General features: G+C 66.6%; 15 protein-coding genes. 7 read left to right on the forward strand and 8 right to left on the reverse strand.

The annotated features are described in order from the left end of the window. Positions 1 to 239: 239 nt before the first annotated feature. Positions 240 to 998, reverse strand: a complete 759-nt coding sequence (locus tag ASF72_RS09925; RefSeq protein ID WP_050685014.1) for a ZIP family metal transporter — start codon at positions 996 to 998, stop codon at positions 240 to 242. Between the two features lie 199 nt (positions 999 to 1,197). Here ASF72_RS09925 and ASF72_RS09930 point away from each other — a divergent pair, with 199 nt between their 5' ends. Continuing rightward, on the forward strand, positions 1,198 to 1,674 hold the full coding sequence (locus tag ASF72_RS09930) for a sensor histidine kinase (protein WP_056598458.1): 477 nt from the start codon (positions 1,198 to 1,200) through the stop codon (positions 1,672 to 1,674). Positions 1,675 to 1,704: 30 nt separating this feature from the next. On the opposite strand, the gene ASF72_RS09935 is transcribed toward ASF72_RS09930, so the two are convergent. Then, a complete protein-coding gene (locus ASF72_RS09935; RefSeq protein WP_056598461.1) occupies positions 1,705 to 2,316 on the reverse strand; it encodes an NADPH-dependent FMN reductase in 612 nt (203 codons plus the stop codon). 376 nt (positions 2,317 to 2,692) lie between these two features. Between ASF72_RS09935 and ASF72_RS09940 the strand changes: the two genes are divergently transcribed. From ASF72_RS09940 to ASF72_RS09950, 3 genes are all read left to right on the forward strand, one after another. Next, on the forward strand, positions 2,693 to 5,461 hold the full coding sequence (locus ASF72_RS09940; protein ID WP_056598464.1) for an exo-rhamnogalacturonan lyase family protein: 2,769 nt from the start codon (positions 2,693 to 2,695) through the stop codon (positions 5,459 to 5,461). Between the two features lie 478 nt (positions 5,462 to 5,939). Further along, positions 5,940 to 6,668, forward strand: coding sequence for a hypothetical protein (locus tag ASF72_RS09945; RefSeq protein WP_327019593.1), 729 nt, complete (start codon positions 5,940 to 5,942; stop codon positions 6,666 to 6,668). 168 nt (positions 6,669 to 6,836) lie between these two features. Then, the gene (locus ASF72_RS09950; RefSeq protein ID WP_056598470.1) at positions 6,837 to 7,763 is read left to right on the forward strand and encodes an SRPBCC family protein; all 927 of its coding nucleotides are present in this window, start codon (positions 6,837 to 6,839) and stop codon (positions 7,761 to 7,763) included. A gap of 116 nt (positions 7,764 to 7,879) precedes the next feature. On the opposite strand, the gene ASF72_RS09955 is transcribed toward ASF72_RS09950, so the two are convergent. Further along, positions 7,880 to 9,046: an SLC13 family permease gene (locus tag ASF72_RS09955; RefSeq protein ID WP_050685047.1), complete on the reverse strand. Its 1,167-nt coding sequence runs from the start codon at positions 9,044 to 9,046 to the stop codon at positions 7,880 to 7,882. Between the two features lie 113 nt (positions 9,047 to 9,159). After that, the gene (locus ASF72_RS09960; protein WP_056598472.1) at positions 9,160 to 11,169 is read right to left on the reverse strand and encodes a rhamnogalacturonan lyase; all 2,010 of its coding nucleotides are present in this window, start codon (positions 11,167 to 11,169) and stop codon (positions 9,160 to 9,162) included. A 440-nt stretch (positions 11,170 to 11,609) separates the two neighbouring features. Between ASF72_RS09960 and ASF72_RS21260 the strand changes: the two genes are divergently transcribed. Both ASF72_RS21260 and ASF72_RS09970 read left to right on the forward strand, forming a co-directional pair. Next, entirely contained in the window at positions 11,610 to 11,858 is a 249-nt protein-coding gene (locus tag ASF72_RS21260) for a hypothetical protein (protein WP_442854159.1), read from the forward strand. Between the two features lie 40 nt (positions 11,859 to 11,898). Further along, a complete protein-coding gene (locus ASF72_RS09970) occupies positions 11,899 to 13,086 on the forward strand; it encodes a type II toxin-antitoxin system HipA family toxin (RefSeq protein WP_235504696.1) in 1,188 nt (395 codons plus the stop codon). Positions 13,087 to 13,100: 14 nt separating this feature from the next. On the opposite strand, the gene ASF72_RS09975 is transcribed toward ASF72_RS09970, so the two are convergent. The 3 genes from ASF72_RS09975 to ASF72_RS09985 all read right to left on the reverse strand — a co-directional run bounded on the left by ASF72_RS09975 (position 13,101) and on the right by ASF72_RS09985 (position 16,747). Next, positions 13,101 to 13,874 (reverse strand): SAM-dependent methyltransferase, encoded by a 774-nt coding sequence (locus ASF72_RS09975; protein WP_056598480.1) that lies wholly within the window; start codon positions 13,872 to 13,874, stop codon positions 13,101 to 13,103. A gap of 118 nt (positions 13,875 to 13,992) precedes the next feature. Next, a complete protein-coding gene (locus ASF72_RS09980) occupies positions 13,993 to 15,306 on the reverse strand; it encodes an MFS transporter (RefSeq protein WP_056598482.1) in 1,314 nt (437 codons plus the stop codon). A 16-nt stretch (positions 15,307 to 15,322) separates the two neighbouring features. Next, positions 15,323 to 16,747 (reverse strand): M20 family metallopeptidase, encoded by a 1,425-nt coding sequence (locus ASF72_RS09985; protein WP_050685025.1) that lies wholly within the window; start codon positions 16,745 to 16,747, stop codon positions 15,323 to 15,325. A 120-nt stretch (positions 16,748 to 16,867) separates the two neighbouring features. On the opposite strand from ASF72_RS09985, the gene ASF72_RS09990 reads away from it, so the two are divergent. Next, the gene (locus ASF72_RS09990; protein WP_056598484.1) at positions 16,868 to 17,770 is read left to right on the forward strand and encodes a LysR family transcriptional regulator; all 903 of its coding nucleotides are present in this window, start codon (positions 16,868 to 16,870) and stop codon (positions 17,768 to 17,770) included. Positions 17,771 to 17,809: 39 nt separating this feature from the next. On the opposite strand, the gene ASF72_RS09995 is transcribed toward ASF72_RS09990, so the two are convergent. Continuing rightward, the gene (locus ASF72_RS09995; RefSeq protein WP_050685027.1) at positions 17,810 to 18,292 is read right to left on the reverse strand and encodes an Lrp/AsnC family transcriptional regulator; all 483 of its coding nucleotides are present in this window, start codon (positions 18,290 to 18,292) and stop codon (positions 17,810 to 17,812) included. Between the last annotated feature and the right edge of the window lie 24 nt (positions 18,293 to 18,316).

Below are 18,316 nucleotides of genomic sequence, written 5' to 3' on the forward strand. Positions count from 1 at the left end.
CCGTCGATCCTCCGCAGCAACATTTCCTTGCTGAGAGTGTTCCAACGGAAACGCAAGCATTTGGCACCGATCAGGCAGGAAAACCGCAAGCTTGGGTCAAGATCATGACGGGCCTAAAGGCGGCGGCGGCGTACACTTCTGAACCCCGCCGTCCCCGGGGTTTACGGGATTCAGCGGCGCGGCACTTGGCTGCAGCGCCGCCGTCATACGGTCCGTGGAAGCGTGCCGGCCGCCCGGGTTTACGAGCCGCCCAGGTGGTGGACCGTGAAGGCGGTGAGGAAGCCCAAGGAAGCCGTCAGGCCGGTGAGGTTGTGGTGCTCCTCGAACGCCTCGGGGATCATGGTGTCGGCCAGCATGGCCAGGATGCCGCCGGCGGCAACCGAGGTAATGAAGGCCACCAGCTCACCGGAAGCGTTCTCCAGCGCCACGTATCCCAGCAGCGACGCCAGCCCGGACAGCAGCGCGATGCCGCCCCACAGGCCAAAAACGTAGCCGGCGCTGCGGCCGGATTTTTTCATGCCGGCGGTCCCTGACAGCCCCTCGGGGACGTTGGAGATGAAAACGGCAGCCATCATGGCCGGGCTGACGGCGCCGCCCGCCAGCATGCCCACACCCAGGACCACGGACTCGGGCACGCCGTCCAGCAATGCGCCCACCGCGATGGCGGACCCGCTGCCGGGGCTGTCCTGCTCGGACGGCTGCTGGCCGCCGGAACGCTTGCGGTGTTTGGCGCCGGCCCGGGCCAGCAGCATGTTGGCGCCGACGTACACCACCGCGCCCGCCATGAACCCTGCCACCGTGGGCCACAGCCCGCCGCCGGCCACCGCTTCATCGACCAGTTCGAAGGCCAGGGCGGAGATCAGCACGCCCGCGCCGAACGCCATCACGGTGGAGACCACCTTGGGCGGCAGCTTCCAGCGCCAGGACACGGCCGCTCCCAGCACCAGCGCCGCCCCCGCGGCAGTACCCCACGCAAACGCCTGCAGCCACACCGGCATACGATCCCACTCTCCGGTTCCCGCAGGAACCACTCCGGCGGGGCTGTTCCCGTGGCGGGACGCCCCAAGGGCCACAGTAGTTCAGCGCACCCGCCGGGCAGAATTGATGGGATCTTGACCCAAACCTTGCAGGGCCCTGACATTGCGGGTTCACGCTGGTGCCATCAGACCAACCAGCTTATGGGGAGCAGGAAACGGCATGGCACAGAAGGCAGCTCTTGACGACGGCGTCATCGCAGTGGATGGCGTCCTCACGGACCAGCATCCGCTGGACTTCCACGCATTGGGGCTGGCCGGATGCATCGACCGCCTCACCGGGCCCCTGCGCCGGCGCGGCACCACCATCAACTGGGACACTCCGCACTGGGGCATCGAGATCCCGCCGGACTGCGCCACCCTTCTGTACCAGTCCGCCCGCGAAGCCCTCAGCAACGCGTTCAAGTACTCGGATGCGTCCCGGCTCACGGTGCAGCTTTCGGCGGTGCACCACGGTATCCGCCTGGTGGTGGCCGACGACGGCACAGGCTTTGACAGCCACAGCGCCACTTGCGGGCGGCACCACGGCTATGGGTTGCGTCTGATGGCAGTGGCAGTGCACGAGGCAGGCGGTTCCCTGGACATCAACTCAACCCCGGGCGCCGGCACCAGCGTGACCGTGACGCTGCCACTCGACTAGGCCACGGCCTGGCCGGCGCCGCGTGGTTCGTCAGCGGGAGAGTTTGCCCTCGTCAGGCTCTGCATCGCCGATATGGCCGGGCGCGTTGGCCGCCAGGACCCGTTCAACAAAAGCCCCGTATTCCTCCATATAGTGGCTCAGGAACTTGCGGGTGGCCTCGTCCTTGACCTCGCCGTCGTCGCCGAAGGCACCGGCGTCGTACTTTACGTAGGCCTCCGGGGCGTTGAGCTGCGGTGCGTCCAGGAAGCTAAGCACGCTGCGCATCGAGGACTGCATCACCGCGGTGCCGATGCTGCCCGGTGAAGTGCCGATGATGCCCGTGGGCTTCCGGGCAAATGAGTTGGTGCCCCACGGCCGGGAACCCCAGTCGATGGCGTTCTTCAGGGCACCGGGGATGGACCTGTTGTATTCGGGCGAGACGAACAGGATCCCGTCAGAGGCTTCGATGGCCTCCTTCAGCGCACGGCCGGCGGGTGGAAAGTCCGCGTCGTAGTCGTAGCTGTACAGCGGCAGGTCCTTGATGGGGATTTCCGTGAACTCCAGGTCGTCCGGGGCCACTGAGATCAGGGCCTTGGCCAGGATCCTGTTGATGGAGCCCGCTGCCAGGCTCCCCACGAAATAGCCGATCTTGTACTGTGCCATGCGCGTTCCTTCCGTGGCCGGCTCAGGCCGGCCGTGCTTGGATCCTGCCAACAAAGTCCGCCGCAATTCTTCCGGCGGCGTGCTGCCGCGGTGCTGGTTTCCGGAGTGCTGACTGCCGGACCCTGCCGGTAGCGGGCACCGATTATGGGAGACCGGCCGGATGAGCTGCGACGGTGCTGCTCACTGCATCATCAGCCAAGCACAGTTGCCCGGCCGCGGCCAGAGCGGAAAGCGATCCAGCCGGAAAGAAGACACCGGACTGCGGCGGGCCCTTGCCTTGGCCGTCGCAGCGGACTAAATTGAAACGAATCAGAAAGCGCTTTCCCGGACGATAGTGGTGTCTGCGGCGCACCACCTCCCTACGGATTTGGATCCCATGACGGTCAATACCCCCATCAGATGGCTCGACGGCGAAGCGCCGGCTGAGATCAGCGGCGGCACCACGTGGGGCATGCCCTTTGCCCGCGGTTCCGTGGCAGGCCCGGAACTCCTCAACGTGACGGACGATCTCGGCGCACCGGTGTCCAGCCAGGCCTGGACCCTCGCCACGTGGCCTGACGGATCCCTGAAATGGGCGGGCTTGGCCCTGCCGGCGAGCAGTACACCGGCGGCGGGGTACCGCGTCGGCGCGGGTGGAAGCGCCGCAGGCGCGGGTGGAAGCGCGGCAGGCACCGGTGGAAGCGCCGCAGGCACCGGCGGGGGCGCAGCAGGCACCGGCGAAGGTGTGCCAGGCGTCGGCGAGGGTGGGCCAGGCGTCGACACGAGCGGCCGTGATGCCGCTGCCGCCGCCCCTGCTCCCGGACCCGTCCTGCACATCACCGAAGCACCTGACGCCATCACCGTGGATACCGGAAAGCTCCGGATGGTCCTTCCGCGCAGCGGCACCACACTGTTCAACAGCCTCACCCGTGACGGCCGCGCCGTGGCACGGGACGCCCGCCTGGTCAGCCTGCTGCAGGACGAAATCCCCGAGGGCGCCGGAACGGCCAGCCGGGAAGCCTTCACCGGCGAGGTCACGGCCGTCGTGCTGGAACAGGACGGCCCGGTCCGGGCGGTGGTCCGCGTTGAAGGCCGGCACCGTCCGGATGCCTCGGACAGCGGACGCAGCCACTGGCTGCCGTTTGTGGTGCGGTTCTACTTTTCAGCCAACGCGCGCAGCGTGCGGGTGGTGCACTCCTTTATCTGGGACGGCGATGCGGACCGGGACTTCCTGGCCGGGCTGGGGATCCGGTTCACGGTGCCGCTGGAGGCGGAACTGCACAACCGCCACATCAGGATCGCCGGAGCTGACGGCGGTTTCCTGGCCGAGGCCGTCCGCGGCCTGACGGGCCTTCGCCGGGATCCCGGCGAAGAAACCAGGGCTGCGCAGATTGCCGGCCGGCCCACCCCGCCCGCGGAGAGCTGGAACCCGGAGGTTTCCGGACGCCTGCACCTGATCCCGGCCTGGAACGACTACACCCTGACCCAGCTCAGCGCTGACGGTTTCGAACTCCGGAAACGCACGGCCGCCGGGCATGCCTGGGTGGGCATCTCCGGGGGAACCCGGTCCGCAGGGTTCTGCTCGCTGACGGACACCCGGGGCGGGCTGGGCGTGGGCATCAAGGATTTCTGGCAGTCCCACCCGGGCCAGCTGGACATCCGGGGCGCGGCAACCGGGGAAGCCTCGCTGACCGCCTGGCTCTACTCCCCCGAAGCCCAGCCCATGGACCTGCGGTTCTATCACGACGGGTTGGGGCAGGACACATTCGCCGAACAGCTCGAAGGCCTTGAAATCACCTACGAGGACTACGAGCCCGGTTTCGGCAACCCCACCGGCATTGCCCGCACCCATGAGTTAACTCTCTTCGCCTACGATGCCACCCCGGAAACCGAAAGCCTCGCCGCGGACGCCGCGATGGCTGCCGCACCGGCACTGCTGCAGGCCGGCCCGGACTACCTGCATTCGGCGGGGGTTTTCGGCGACTGGGATCCCGTGGACCGCAGCACCGCAGCGCGCGCCAAGCTTGAGGACAGCCTGGACTTCCTGTTCGACTTCTACCAGGGCCAGGTGGAGCAGCGCCGCTGGTACGGCTTCTGGAACTACGGCGACGTGATGCACACCTACGACTTCGACCGGCACGTATGGCGGTACGACGTGGGCGGCTATGCGTGGGACAACTCCGAGCTCTCCCCGGACCTGTGGCTCTGGTATTCGTACCTGCGCTCGGGCCGGGCGGACATCTTCCGGTTCGCCGAAGCCATGACCCGGCACACCGGCGAGGTAGATGTCTACCACCTGGGTCCGTGGCGCGGCCTGGGGTCCCGGCACAACGTCCAGCACTGGGGCTGCAGCGCCAAGCAGCTGCGCATCAGCACCCCTGCCTACCGCCGGTTCTACTACTACCTCACGGCCGACGAACGCACCGGCGATTTGCTCACGGAGCTGGTGGACAGCGACACGAACTTCCTGGGGCTTGATCCCGTCCGCAAGGTCCGGCCCGACGCCGACACGTACCGCCCGGACCGCGCGGCGCTGGGCGTGGGCCTTGGCACGGACTGGGGCTCGTTGGCCGCCACCTGGCTCACCGACTGGGAGCGCACCGGCAACCCGCGGTCCCGCGACCGGCTGCTGGGCACCATGGCGGACATCGGCAAACTCAAGCACGGCTTCCTCACCGGCGAAGCGCTGTACAACCTGGACACCGGCCGGTTCGACACCAGCCGGGACCTGATCCAGGTGTCCCACCTCAGCGCGGTCTTCGGCCTGGTGGAAATCTGCAGCGAACTGGTGGACCTGGTGCAGGACCCGGACTTCGAACGGGCCTGGCTGCAGTACTGCCGGCTCTTCCTCGCCACGCCTGCGGAGCAGGAGGAAGCCGTTGGCCTGCCGCTGCCCGGGATCTACCTCACCCAGGCGCACAGCCGGCTGACTGCCTGGGCCGCCGCCCGGCTGGACGATCCGGACCTGGCCGCCCGCGCATGGGAAAGCTTCGCCGAGGGCGGCGAGCACCTCAACCACGAATCGGCGTTTACGCTGCGGAGCATTGAACCCCCGTACGTCCTGCTGCCGGTGGACGAGGCGCCAACGGTGTCCACCAACGACACCGCCCAGTTCGGCCTCGCCGTCATCCAGAACCTGGCACTGATAGGCAAGCACCTGCGCTGAACCACAAAGACGGACGACGCCGGCACTCGGCCGGGCCGGCAACGGAACCCGGGTGCCGCCGTCGTCCGCCCTGCAGAACCGCCGTGCCGAACCGCCGTGCCGAACCGCGGCCACCGGTACGCCCAAAGGGGCCCTTCGGGCGTTGGCGGAAGCGTCCCGAAGCCCATGATCATGGGCTCTGGTCCGGCCTATCCAGCGGCGGTATGGTGTGCCTGGCGGAGGGATGGGCATATCTGAACGCCGCCACGGCGCGCCTGTCATTTCGGGGATTGCATGCGTCGAAACGGGTCCCGTACAACTCTCCATTGTCACGGGTTCCGTGCCGGAGCAAACTTGAATGGACGGCACTATCCCGTGCCGCCCGCGGGGCCACCCGGCTGCGGGGCCTCACAGTTTCCTGTAGCGGCCTGGTGGATCGATGCGCCCCGTGACGCCCCCCGGAAGGACTGCCAGGCGTTTCCGTCATCTCGTGCCCTTGGTGGCAATCGCCCTGGTCGGATGTCTCGGCGCCTGCGAGTATGAGTCCAAGGACGCCTCCCGCCTGCCCTCCCCTGCTCCGGCCACCGAGGCTGGCGCGGTTCCGCCGGGGCCGGACGGCGGCGGCACCGCCACGATCCCGCCACTGCCTGACGGCGGCGAAATTGACGCCGGCACCTACCTCGTCCTCGCCCCCGGCTACCCGGTGCCTTTTGAGATCACCGTCCCAGCCGGCTGGTCCAGTGAAGACGGCGATGGCCTGCGCAAAGACGACCCGGATCACCCGGATGACATGGCAGTCTTCGTGGGTTGGTGGTCCGCCGGCTATGTGCCGACGGACGCTTGCGCGTGGGAGGGCGCTCTCGTCCGGATCGATCCGTCGGCCAAGGCCTTCGTCGACGCGGTCACGGCGCAGGCGTCAACGGCGAGCACCCCTCCCGTGGAGGTCAAGGTTGGCAACTATTCCGGCTTCGAGTTCGACCACGCCATCGAGGGCAACGTGGACGTCACAGCCTGCGACCGCGGCAAGTTCTGCATCCACTCAGAACTCTCCAACGAGTGCACACGCTGGTACTCAACCCGGGAAGAGCATGAAGCGTACCGGGTGGTCGACCTCTACGGGCAGCGCGCCGTGAGCTGGGTGGTCCAATTCCACGAAGCGATTAATCCGGAGCTGACCAACGAGGCGCGCACCGTCTTCGACTCGATCGTGTACAGGTCCGGCCAGTGACCGGCTCTGCCGGAGAAATCAGGCCCCGCCTTCACACCCAACCGGGACTGTCGCCAAACCTGATCCCCTCCGGCCCCTCTGGAATCCGGGTCTTCGACACTATATGGTAAGCATACTGATGAATGTTCGAATGTTCCTCAGGTTCGTGTAGACAGCAAAGGAGTAGCGATGAGCACCAAGGTGGAAAAACGCATTCTGGTCAACGTTCCGGTCAGCACTGCTTACAACCAGTGGACCCAGTTCGAAGAGTTCCCGCACTTCATGGGCGGAGTCAAGAGTGTCCGGCAGCTCAGCGACGACCGGCTGGAATGGGTGGCCGAGATCGGTGGCATCCGCCGCCAGTGGGAGGCCCGCATCCTGGAGCAGGTGGTGGACCGCAGGGTTGCCTGGGCGGCAACCGAGGGTGCCACCAATGCTGGCGCCGTGGAGTTCGAGGATGTGGGCGGCGGTCAGACGTCCCTGCAGTTGACCCTCGACTACGAACCGGAAGGCCTGATCGAAAAAGTCGGTGACAAACTCAATGTCGTGGACCGCCAGGCCGAGGCCGACCTGCAGCGCTTCAAGGAGTTCATCGAGGACGAAGGCTACGCCAGCGGAGCCTGGCGCGGGACCGTGGACCAGGGCGGGACCGTGGGCACGCCCGGCGTCGAGGACGCCGCCGGTTCGCGTGGGGATTCCGGCAAGGCAGGCATCTCAGGAGCCGTAGCCGCAGGCTTGGGCGTCGCAGCCGCCGCCGGCGCCGTTGCCGCCGTGGGCGCCGCCACTTCAAAGCAGGACGACACAACACGGGGAACCGTTCCTCCCGTCACAGTGGAACCTGTGCCGGCCGCTGGGGCCGGCAGTCCGGCCGCCACCCCCGTGGTGGACGTTCCGGTGGAAAGCACAACGCCGGGCACTGGCTCGGCGGGTTCCGTCGCCGACCTGGGGGATGACAGGATCGGCCACACCTTTGACCAGACGAACGGTTTGGTGGACACGTCCGGAGAATCCGACGGTACGGCTGAGGGAGACCTTGCGAGCAAGGGCGAGCGCGAAGACGGCGGATTGCCGGCGGTCCCGTTGCCGCCCATCAACAACAACCTGCGCCAGCCCTGACCCTGCGCCGCGATCCCGCCTCCGGGTTGCCGGGGGCGGGTCCGGCGTCGGCCGTTCCCTAACAGCGGTTGTCGAACCGCCCCTTCCCTAACCTGCCGTTCCAAAACCGCCCGCACCTAACCGGCCGTCAGTGCCAGGGCTGCGACGGCCGCCAAGACGGTCAGCGGGCCCACCAGCAGGCCGAAGACGGCGAACCCCTTCCAGGAAATCAACACGTTCATTTTTTGCAACCGGTCGTGCCACAACAGCGTGGCCAGCGAGGCCCAGGGCGTGATCAGCGGGCCTGCATTAACGCCGATCAGCAGCGCCGCGAGCCGGAGCGGGGACCCTGCAACTGCTTCAAGGGCCAGGTAGGCCGGCAGGTTGTTCAGCAGGTTGGCGCCCACCATGCCGGTGGCGGCCAAGCGGAGCAGCTCCCCGGCGTCGTCCCCCTGGCCGGACAGGGCGGACAGCAGCGCGGGCGCCCCCAGGTGCTGGGCTGTTTCCATGACCAGGAACAGGCCTGAGGCGAACAACAGCAGCGACCACGGCACCAGCAACGGCGAGAGCACTGCCCGCCTCCGGACCGCGAAGATCACGGCGAGCATGAGGGCCGCGCCCGTCGAGGGAATCCACACCGGCACCCCGGAAACAAGCATGACCAGCAGGACGGCCAAAACGCCCGCACTGCCGTACAGCAGGACCCGGTCCGGCACGTTTTGCGGAGCGGCGTCCAGTGGTGGCTGGTACTTCCGGGCCAGGTCCTTGCGGAAAACAACTGCGATGAACGCCAGCGGAATGATGATGGCCACCAACGCCGGCGCAAGCATGAGCCGGGCAAACTGCAGCGGCGTGATCCCTCCCATCGCGTGCTGGGCCAGGAGGTTGGTCAGATTGGAGATGGGCAGCAGGAGGCTGGCCGTATTGGCCAGCCACACGGTGGTGAGGACAAAGGGCAGCGGCGGGAGCTTTGCCTGGCGTGCCAGGGTCACCACAACGGGTGTCAGCAGGACTGCCGTGGTGTCCAGGGACAGAAAGATGGTGGTCACACAGGCGGCAGCTGACACCAGCAGCCACAGCAGGACGCTGCTTCCCCGGCCCCACTTCCGCAGACGCCGGGCCAGGAGCTGGAACAGGCCGGCCTCGCTGACCAGCTCGGTCACCACCGTCATGGCCGCCACAAACACCAGGATGGGGGCGACGCGCTCAACGAGTGCCCCGAAATCAGCGGCCGGAACCACACCAAAAAGGGCTGCTGCGCCGCCGGCGGCCAGCAGGACGGCACCGATGATCGCCAGACGCATGACGGGAGCATATCCGACGAACCCGGGAATACCGGCGCCGGCCGCCCCTTTGGGGACGACCGGCGCCATGAGGTAAAAGCCGGTGCGGTTGGCCCGCAGGTTTCTGCTTGCTGCTACTCGCCGCTGCCGGAATAGGTCACGGCCGGCATGGCCGGGGTGGCCATGCCCTCGCCCAGGTAGAAGCTGGGGTGAGGGGGCTGGTTGTAGCCCACGGTCTCCCGCGCAACGCCGGTACGGTACATGGGATCGTGCATCAGGGTGCGGAGCCGGATTTCGGTGGGTGAAGTGCTGGTGTAGATCCGCAGTTCGGTGCTGTCCGTCGACGGGAAGACCAGTTCCTCCCGCCAGTCGCCCAGGAGGTCAGCCTGGAGCGACGGGTTGCCCTTGGTGTGGTTGTTGGTGCGGGCGCCGGTGGCGGTCAGCAGGTTATCGCTGGTTTCGGTTTCCCAGTTCCATTTGGAGATGGTGGGAACGCCCACGCCCGCTACGGCATCAAAGTTGTGGTCGACAATTTCGCGGAGCAGGTCGCCGTCCCACCAGGCCATGAAGTTGGCGGCCGGAATTTTGTCGGAGATCCGTTCCCCCTTGGCTGACATCAGGAACCCCACGGGTGAGTTCCAGGCGGCGTCGCCACCCACGGCCCAGCTCTCGGAGCCGGGGAATCGCGGGTCGATATCGCCGGTGGCGCCGCGGCCGGTGTCCTTGATGGCGGGGATGCTCCACAGCACCTCACCGGTGGCGGCATCGCGGAAGGTGGCGCCCCGGTTGCCGCTCTGGCTCATGCTTTCGTGGACCGCGAACGTTTCCAGGCCGGGCCGGGCCGGGTCCAGGTCTCCGGTGTGGATGGCGTCGCCGTGGCCCAGCTTGGTGTTGTACAGCGGGGTTCCGTCGTCGTCGATGGTCATGGAGCCAAAGACAAACTCGTCCTTGCCGTCCTGGTCAACGTCGGCCACGGACAAGTTATGGTTGCCCTGGCCCTTGTACTGGTCGCCGGCGACGTCGGAATCGAAAGTCCAGCGCTTCACCAGCTTGCCGTCCACCAGGTCATAGGTGACCAGGACCGCCCGGGTGTAATAGCCGCGGCTGAACATCATGGATGGCTTCTCGCCGTCGAGGTAAGCGACGCCGGCCAGGAACCTGTCCACCCGGTTGCCGTAGTTGTCCCCCCAGGAGGCCACGGATCCGCGCGGCGGATCGTACGGAACGGTGTCCATGATGGTGCCGTCGGCCCCCTTGAAGACCGTGAGGAATTCCGGGCCGGACAGCACGTAGCCGGCGCTTGTTCGGTAATCGACCGCGGCGTCCCCGATGACGGTGCCTGCCGCGTCCGTGGTACCGTCCGCCGTCTTGAAGGCCACTTCCGCCTTGCCATCGCCGTCAAAATCGTAGGCAAGCATCTGCGTATAGTGTGCCCCGGCCCGGATGTTCCGGCCCAGGTCGATCCGCCACAGCTTGGTGCCGTCCATCTTGTAGGCATCGACAAACACGTTGCCGGTGTACCCGGCCTTGGAATTGTCCTGGGCGTTGGACGGGTTCCAGAGCTGGATGATCTCGTAGCTGCCGTCGCCGTCCAGGTCCGCCACACTGGAGTCGTTGGCGGAGTAGGTGTACGCCTTGCCGTCAGGGGCGATGCCGTCCGCCGGTTTGTCCAGCGGGACGGCCAGGTAGTCCTGGGCCAGCGGGGTGAATTCCGCACTGAGTTTGTCCTGGCCGTTGCCGTTGCCCACGGTTTTGATGACATATTTCGAGTCGGCCGTACCGGCGGGATCAACGAAGGTGGTGGTGTCCCGGATGGGCTGCTTGGTGATTTGCTTGCCGTCCCGGAGAACCTGGAAGCCGATGCTGTCCTTGTCCAGGCCCAGCATCCGCCAGCCCAAGGTGACACCCTGGTCTGTCAGCACCGCAACGGGCGCCCGGTCCAGGTTTTCAACCTGCCGCTTGAGCGCGGTGGCGCCGGCTGCCGGCTGGCCCGGATTTCCCGGGGCGGCCTGGGCCAGGGACACACCCGTGAAGGCCAGTGCTGCTGCCGTTATCGACGCGGCGGCCGCAAGCGGGACGGTTTTCCAGCCGCGACTGCGGCAGCCGGGGTCCTGCGGGGATTTGTTGTGCGAGGGATAGGTCAAAAGAACATCTCCTTTGATGCTGCGGCACCTGAGGTGGCGCGCTAACGAGCTTGGAACGTTTCATTTCTCGGCCGAAAGGCGCCTGTCACTACTTTTGACAGGGGCTTTACAGCAGCAGTAAACGCTTTCTGCCTTTTTGTTTTATCAGGTGCTGCTTGACGAGGTCAATGGTTTGCCGTGAGGAAATGGGAGAAATTGTTCCGTTACGTACAGTTCCCACCCTGGCGCCCGGCAGGTCAAAGGCAACTGTCGCGACGACGACGCGCTCACTGATGGCCACCTTCTCGCACAAACTTGAATGGGTAATAGTTTACCCATAAGTGTGCTTTAGGGGTAAACTATTACCCATGGGACGTCGAGAACTTGGTCTAACCCGCACTGCCGAGGACGCGGTTGCCGTGCTCGGGCAGCAAATTCGGATGGCGCGCGTTGCGCGAGGGATGACCGCCGAGCACCTCGCTGGCACAGCTGGCATTACGCGGAAAACCCTTGCGGCCATCGAGCACGGAAGCGCCGCGGGCAGTATCGGCAACGTGTTCAATGTTGCGTCGATCGTTGGCGTCCCCCTGTTCGGGGTCGACGACCCCAGTGAACTCATCGCGCTCCGCCGACGAGGCGAGGAACGACTCGCACTGCTTCCCACACGCGTCGACAAGAAGCGGGACAAAGACGATGGCCTCGACTTCTGACATATATGTTTGGGCGTGGCTGCCCGAGGCCACCGCACCGGTGCCCGCTGGCCGTCTTCGAGAGGGTGCGCCCGGCCAGTTCTCCTTCGACTACGGTCGGCGGTACCTGGAGCGCCGAAACGCCATCTCCCTGGCTCCAACCCTCCCGCTGTCCGAGCGAACGTTCGGGCCCACCGGGTCACTGGGGTTACCTGGGGCCCTGCGCGACGCTTCGCCAGATGCCTGGGGGCGGCGCGTCGTTCAGTACCAAGTCACCGGTGACCGCGGTGACGACGCCGACACCGGTGACCTTGATGAACGCACATATCTCTTGAACTCCGGCTCCAACCGCTTCGGCGCCATCGATTTCCAGAGGTCAGTCATCGACTACGTCCCGCGTGCCGCGGCCCCCGCCCCGCTGGAAACTCTCCTGGACGCCGCAGACCTCATTGAAGCCGGCGGCGATCTGCCGTTCGAACTCGAGCGGGCCCTCCTGAGCGGTACAGCGATGGGTGGGGCGCGCCCGAAGTCCGTCATCCACGACTCTGGTCGCGAGTACATAGCGAAGTTCACCGCGTCCAACGACCACTTCCCGGTGGTCGGGGCAGAGGCAGCGAGCATGTTTCTCGCCGGGAAGGCGGGGCTCAACGTCGCTCGAACCCGCGTCGAGAGCGTCCTCGGCCGGGTTGTCTTGCTGGTTGAGCGATTCGACCGAACGAACGACGGCGGGCGCATCCTTGCGACGAGCGCCCTGACCCTGACCGGCTTGGACGAGTTGCAGGCGCGCAGCGGCAGTTATGTCGAGTTTCTGGACGCTCTTCGCAGCAACGGTGCGCCCGAGGGTACTGCCGCCGAACTCTTCGGACGCATCGCGTTCAGCATGGCAATCTCCAACTCCGACGACCACCTTCGGAACCACGCGGCGCTCTGGGACGGATCCGTAGCCATACTCAGCCCCGCCTATGACCTTTCGCCCATGCGGCGTAGCGGAGAGACGGCTTCGCAGGCCATCGCATATGACCGGAAAGGGACAAGGCGGAACAACGTATCTGACCTCATCGCCGTCCGTAGTCTCTATGACCTGACCAGGGATGAGGCCAACACCATCGTTGCCCGAATCGAGGACGCTATTCGTGAGCACTGGGCGGAGGCTGCGGACTTTGGAATGCTGACCAGCGCCGACCGGCGCCTCCTGTGGGGGCGGCAGTTTCTCAACCCCGGAAGCCTCTACGGTTTCCGCGATCGGTGAGTCTCAGGGGTCTCCTACCCCCTGAGGCAGAAATACGCCATCCCGAGTACGCCCCGGTAGCCCTCTTCGTAGGCAGCGCGCTGTTCCTCGTATCGCCGACGGACCTGCTCCGCGGCGGGATGGTCCGCATCATGTGCTTCCAGCCAACGGGTAAACCTGTCGCGGAAGCCGGCCTCGAACACGTCCCACTCCTGAACGCTTGCCTGGTCGTTGTCCACCACCTCGAAACCAGCGGCGCAGATCTGCTGGCGCAACGCATCTGCTGACAGGTACTCGTCGTCACGTCCAGCCAGAGGGGCGGTGGCCGCCGGATGAGGTGTTGCTGACCAGATCGCCTCGCCGTAGACGAGCCGGCCGCCCGGAAGCACCAAAGCCCGAAGGGCGCGCAGGGCCGCGGCGTAGTCGAGCGGCTGGGCGTCCTCGACCGGCGGCCCCCAGATCTGGCTCGCGCCGATGCAAATGACAGCGTCTGCGGGGCGAACCTGGGCTTCCCGCCCAGGCATCGAATCAAACACCGCCCTGTCGAGCAGCCCGCGGGTCAACGCCTGTTCCCTCGCCCGGTCGATGGATGCGGAAGCACTGTCCACCCCGCGTCCCCGTGCCTGCGGGGCCGACGTCAAAACCCGAAGCAGCAGTTCACCCCATCCGCACCCCATGTCCAGCACCTCAGCCGGTGCCGGGTTGGACAAAAACGCCACAAGGCGTGCAGCGCGTTCCTCCGAGAGCGGGGTCAGCCAGGTCAGGGATTCGTAGAGGGGCGGCAGTTCAAGCGAAGTGTCGTCGGTCACTCAATGATGCTCTCACGATTCACGGCTGCGGCTGCTTGTCCATAACCCCGTGGCACTGCGGACAGCCCGGCCCCGGCACGCCTACTGGCGCAGGCGTGCTGCGTCGGGCCGTCCCGCCTCAGCGGATCCCGCGGAGCTTCACGCCGGAGGCCAACGCCACAAGGCTGATGACTGCCACCACTGCAAGGTAGTAGCCGGGGGCCACAGCCTGCCCGGTCTGCTGCACCAGGAACGCCGCAATCATCGGCGTGAACCCGCCGAAGGCCACCACTGCCGTGTTGTAACTGAAGGACAGGCCGGTGGCCCGGGTCCGCGGATCGAACGCATCGGACATCACTGACGGCAGCGCCCCGAAGTAGGCAGCCTTGAGCAGGCCGAGGATGGTCATCACCAGCGCCAGGACCAGGAACGAGCGGGCCGTGATCACCCAGAGGAAGAGCGGCACCACGCCGATCATCAGCACAATCACCGTGGGAACCATGATGTTCAGGCGCCCGTACCGGTCCGACAGGTGGCCCACCAGCGGGGTCCCGAAGGTGAGGATCACGCCGGTGATGATCAGGGAGGTGAACGCGATGCCCGGCTCCATATCCAGTTCCTTGATGGCAAACGTGGGCATGTACTGCAGGATGAAGTTCAGGGCCGTGGAGACTGCCAGCGCACCACCGGCCAGCAGGATGCCGGTTTTCTGGGTGGCGAAGACTTCCTTGACCGGCGAGTGCTCACGCCCGTCCTTGGCGGGGTCCACGGCCACAGGAACCTCCCGCATGTTCCTGCGGATCAGGAAGCCCGCCGGTCCCACCAGCAGGCCAAACAGGAACGGGATCCGCCAGCCCCACGCCGTCATGTCCGCATCGGAAAGGACGGTTGTCAGCACGGCCACGAAGATGGCCGCCAGCAGGCTGCCCAACCCCTGGCTGGCGAACTGGAAACTGCCCAGGAAACCCTTGCGCTTGCCGTTTTGCGCGATCAGGTACGCCGTTGCGGCACCGAACTCGCCACCGGCGGAGAACCCCTGGATCAGCCGCGCCAGGACAATTCCGACCGGCGCCAGGATGCCGATGCTCTGGTAGTTCGGCATAAAGGCGATCAGGGCGGTGCCCACCACCATCAGCCGGATGGTGACCGTGAGGCCTTTTTTCAGTCCGTGCTTGTCGGCAAACGCGCCCAGCACCAAGCCACCCACGGGTCGGATCAGGTACGAGACGCCGAACACCGCGAAGGCCTGGATCAGTTCCACCCCTGGATCGTCGCTGGGGAAGAAGTTCCGGCCGATGTAGATGGCCAGGAGGGCGTAGATGGCAATGTCGAACCATTCCAGGGCGTTGCCGATGGTGGCCGCGACGATGCCCCGGGTGGCTGACGGTCCGGAGTCGGCGGTTTCCTGGGGACCGGCCGGACGGGGCTGGTTCTTTTGCTGCGGGATGCTCATGGGGACTCCAGTGGTTTCAGGGTGCGGAGCGGGCGGATTCGGTGGCAGCCATCCCCAGCGGGGTGGCCGCGGCAGCAAGGTCGTGGAACAAGCCGCAGGCCAGCTGCAGGCCCTCACGCGCGACGGCGGCGAGCAGGTGTTCGTCCGGGGCGTGCTGTTGGCAGCCTGGATGGGAATGCGGGATCCAGATGGTGGGCAGGCCCAGGACGTCCGCAAAAACAAAGCTGGGCAGGGAACCGCCGATGTTCGGCAGCACCACCGGCCGGGACCCGGTGGTGGCCGCCAGGGAACCGGCCGCCCAGGCAACCCAGGGATTGTCCGGGTCCAGCCGGCTGGCTGGGAAGGACATGCCCATGGACACGTCCACCATGGTGAAGCCGGCGGCATCCAGGTGCCGCCGGACCGCCGCTTCAAGGCCCGCGGTGTCCGTCCCGGGAACAAAGCGGAGCTGCAGGGATGCCCGTGCGGAGCCCGGAATGGCGTTGACCGGTTTGTCCGGGTTGCCGGCGCCGAGGGCCAGCACCTCCAGCGTGTTCCAGGCGTACAGGCGCTCGGCCGGGCTCAGGCTGCCGTCCCCCCAACCGGGATCGGTGGCGGGATCGCCAGGGTTGGGGACCAGGTCAATCAATTCCAGGGCCCCGGCCACGGATTCCGGAATGCCGGTGGGCAGCAGCTCGGGCAACCTGATGATCCCGTGGCCGTCCACCAGCGATGCCACTGCGGCGGAGATGGTGGTGGCCGGGTTCCGGAGCAGACCGCCCCAGTTACCGGAGTGGTAGGAGCCGGCCCGCAGGTCCGCCACCAGATCGAAGCTGACGCCACCCCGGGCGCCCAGGAAAACCGTGGGGCTGCCGGCGGCCAGCCGTGGCCCGTCCGAGCCGATGAAGACATCCGCCTGCAGGTCGCTGCGGTGTTCGGCAGCAAACTCGGCAAGGTCCGGGGAGCCGATTTCCTCGGCGCCCTCCAGCAGGAAGACCAGGTTGAAACCGAGGCTGCCCCGGCGTTCCAGCAGAAGCCGCAGGGCCACGATATTGATCCAGTGCTGGCCCTTGTTGTCCGCCGAACCGCGGCCGTACCAGCGGTCCCCTTCGGCACTGAGTGTCCAGGGGCTGCGGCCCCCGGTCCAGCCGGCGTCCTGCCCGTCCACCACGTCCGCGTGGCCGTAGCAAAGGACGGTAGGGAGGTCGGCGCCCTCGTGCCGGGTGGCCACGAGGAAGGAGTTCAGCCCGCCGCGCCAGGAGTCATGACGGGCCACCGTGCACCCCAGGGCCAGGAATGCGGGTTCAATAATGTCGTCCAGGTATGACTTCAGCGCAACCCTGCCTTCCGGCGTGGAGCTTTCCGTGGGGTAAGCCACCAGCCGCGCCAGATCCGCCTCAAACGTGCCGGAATCCACGAAGTCGGCCGCTGCTGCCAAGAGATCATTGCGTTGCTGCATCATTTTCCGTTCATCGATTACGTTCCCGGGTCCAAAGCTAAATGGCCCCACGGCAAACAACCAGTATCATTTTGTCGACCAGCTTTGACTTCAACGCAAACCTCACGGTGAAAGAGCCGCCGCATGAACATGCTGACGCCAGGCCTGCTGTATTTCGATGCGGTGGCGCAGGAAGGCACGCTGACGCAAGCGGCGGAAAAACTGCACGTCTCCGCGTCCGCCATCAGCCGCCAGATCAACAAGCTGGAATCGTCCCTGGGCACCCCGCTGTTCACGCGGCACGCCCGCGGCGTGGAGCTCACGGAGGCCGGCCGGCTGCTTCAGGCCTACGTCCGGCGGGCAGAGGCCGAGGGCGCCGCAGTCCGCGAGGAGCTCCTGGTTTCCGTGCAGCGGAAAACCCGCACCCTGCGGGTGGTCTGTGCCGAAGGGTTCGCCAGGGTGTGGGTGCCGTCCGCGATTGCCCGCTTCAGCCGCCAGCACAACGACATCGAGTTCCATCTGGATGTGGTGGCCTCCTCGGAGGGCACGCGCCGGGTGGCCGAAGGCGAGGCGGACGTGGCGGCTGTTTTTTCGCTGGGCCCGCAGCCGCGCGTGACGGTGGAGCATTCCACCCCCATGCCGGTGGCTTATGCCCTGGTGGCCCCGGACCATCCGCTGGCCACCCAGCCCAGCGCCAGCATGAAGGACCTGTGCCGGTACAAACTGGCGGTGACAGCGCCCGGCTCCAGCCAGCGGGAGCTGTTTGACCTGGCCATGCAGATCGAGGGGCTGGTCCCGGCCATCACCCTGCAGAGCGACCACATCAACCCGGTGATCGAGTTTGCCCGCGCAGGGGTGGGGGTGTCGCTGGTGGCCGGCCTGTCGCTGGACCGTCGGGACCGCGAGGACCTGGTGACCGTGCGGCTGGACCATCCGGTGCTGCGGCAGCGGCAGGGGCAGATCCAGACCATGACCGGACGCGCCCAGCCGGCCATCCTGACGGCGTTTGTGGATGCGCTGATCGATGCCTTGGATGACCTGGTGTGAGGTTTCCCCTGCAGTGCCGGCCGGCCAGCGCCGTTCCGGTCAGGCCCCGCCGGCCACCGCTTCCAGCAACGGCAGCGTCCGGACGGGCATGACCTCCACCAGCGACATGGCCGTGCTGGTGCGGACGACGCCGTCGATCGCCAGCATCCTGTTGGTGATCCGGTGCAGCCCGGCCGGGTCCGCCGCTGCCACTTTGGCGAGGAGGTCGGCATCGCCGGTGGTGGCGTGCATCTCGATAATCTCGGGGATGGTCTGCAGCGCCGCAACCGCAGCGTCGCTGGAGGACTGACTGATGGAGATCGAGATGAACCCGATCAGCGGCAGGCCCAGCGCTTCGGTGCGGACCCGCTGGCTGAAGGGGGCCAGGCTGCCATCGCCCAGCAGCCTCCGGAGCCTGGCATGCACGGTGTTCCGGGCAACGCCCAGCGTGCGGGAGAGGGACAGGACGGTGGCCTGCGGGTCGGCGTCGAGCGACAGCAGGATTTTTGCGTCCAGCGGGTCAAGAAGGTGCATACTGAGCATTTTGCCACAGGAGAACCAACAAAG

This window comes from Arthrobacter sp. Leaf141 (assembly GCF_001424565.1).
Taxonomy (GTDB): Bacteria; Actinomycetota; Actinomycetes; order Actinomycetales; family Micrococcaceae; genus Arthrobacter.

What these genes read in the sequence shown, in the direction of transcription:
- ASF72_RS09925 (WP_050685014.1), bottom strand. Translation starts at nt 998, where the DNA reads ATGCCGGTGTGGCTGCAGGCGTTTGCGTGGGGTACTGCCGCGGGGGCG.
- ASF72_RS09930 (WP_056598458.1), top strand. Translation starts at nt 1,198, where the DNA reads ATGGCACAGAAGGCAGCTCTTGACGACGGCGTCATCGCAGTGGATGGC.
- ASF72_RS09935 (WP_056598461.1), bottom strand. Translation starts at nt 2,316, where the DNA reads ATGGCACAGTACAAGATCGGCTATTTCGTGGGGAGCCTGGCAGCGGGC.
- ASF72_RS09940 (WP_056598464.1), top strand. Translation starts at nt 2,693, where the DNA reads ATGACGGTCAATACCCCCATCAGATGGCTCGACGGCGAAGCGCCGGCT.
- ASF72_RS09950 (WP_056598470.1), top strand. Translation starts at nt 6,837, where the DNA reads ATGAGCACCAAGGTGGAAAAACGCATTCTGGTCAACGTTCCGGTCAGC.
- ASF72_RS09955 (WP_050685047.1), bottom strand. Translation starts at nt 9,046, where the DNA reads ATGCGTCTGGCGATCATCGGTGCCGTCCTGCTGGCCGCCGGCGGCGCA.
- ASF72_RS21260 (WP_442854159.1), top strand. Translation starts at nt 11,610, where the DNA reads ATGACCGCCGAGCACCTCGCTGGCACAGCTGGCATTACGCGGAAAACC.
- ASF72_RS09980 (WP_056598482.1), bottom strand. Translation starts at nt 15,306, where the DNA reads ATGAGCATCCCGCAGCAAAAGAACCAGCCCCGTCCGGCCGGTCCCCAG.
- ASF72_RS09985 (WP_050685025.1), bottom strand. Translation starts at nt 16,747, where the DNA reads ATGATGCAGCAACGCAATGATCTCTTGGCAGCAGCGGCCGACTTCGTG.
- ASF72_RS09990 (WP_056598484.1), top strand. Translation starts at nt 16,868, where the DNA reads ATGAACATGCTGACGCCAGGCCTGCTGTATTTCGATGCGGTGGCGCAG.
- ASF72_RS09995 (WP_050685027.1), bottom strand. Translation starts at nt 18,292, where the DNA reads ATGCTCAGTATGCACCTTCTTGACCCGCTGGACGCAAAAATCCTGCTG.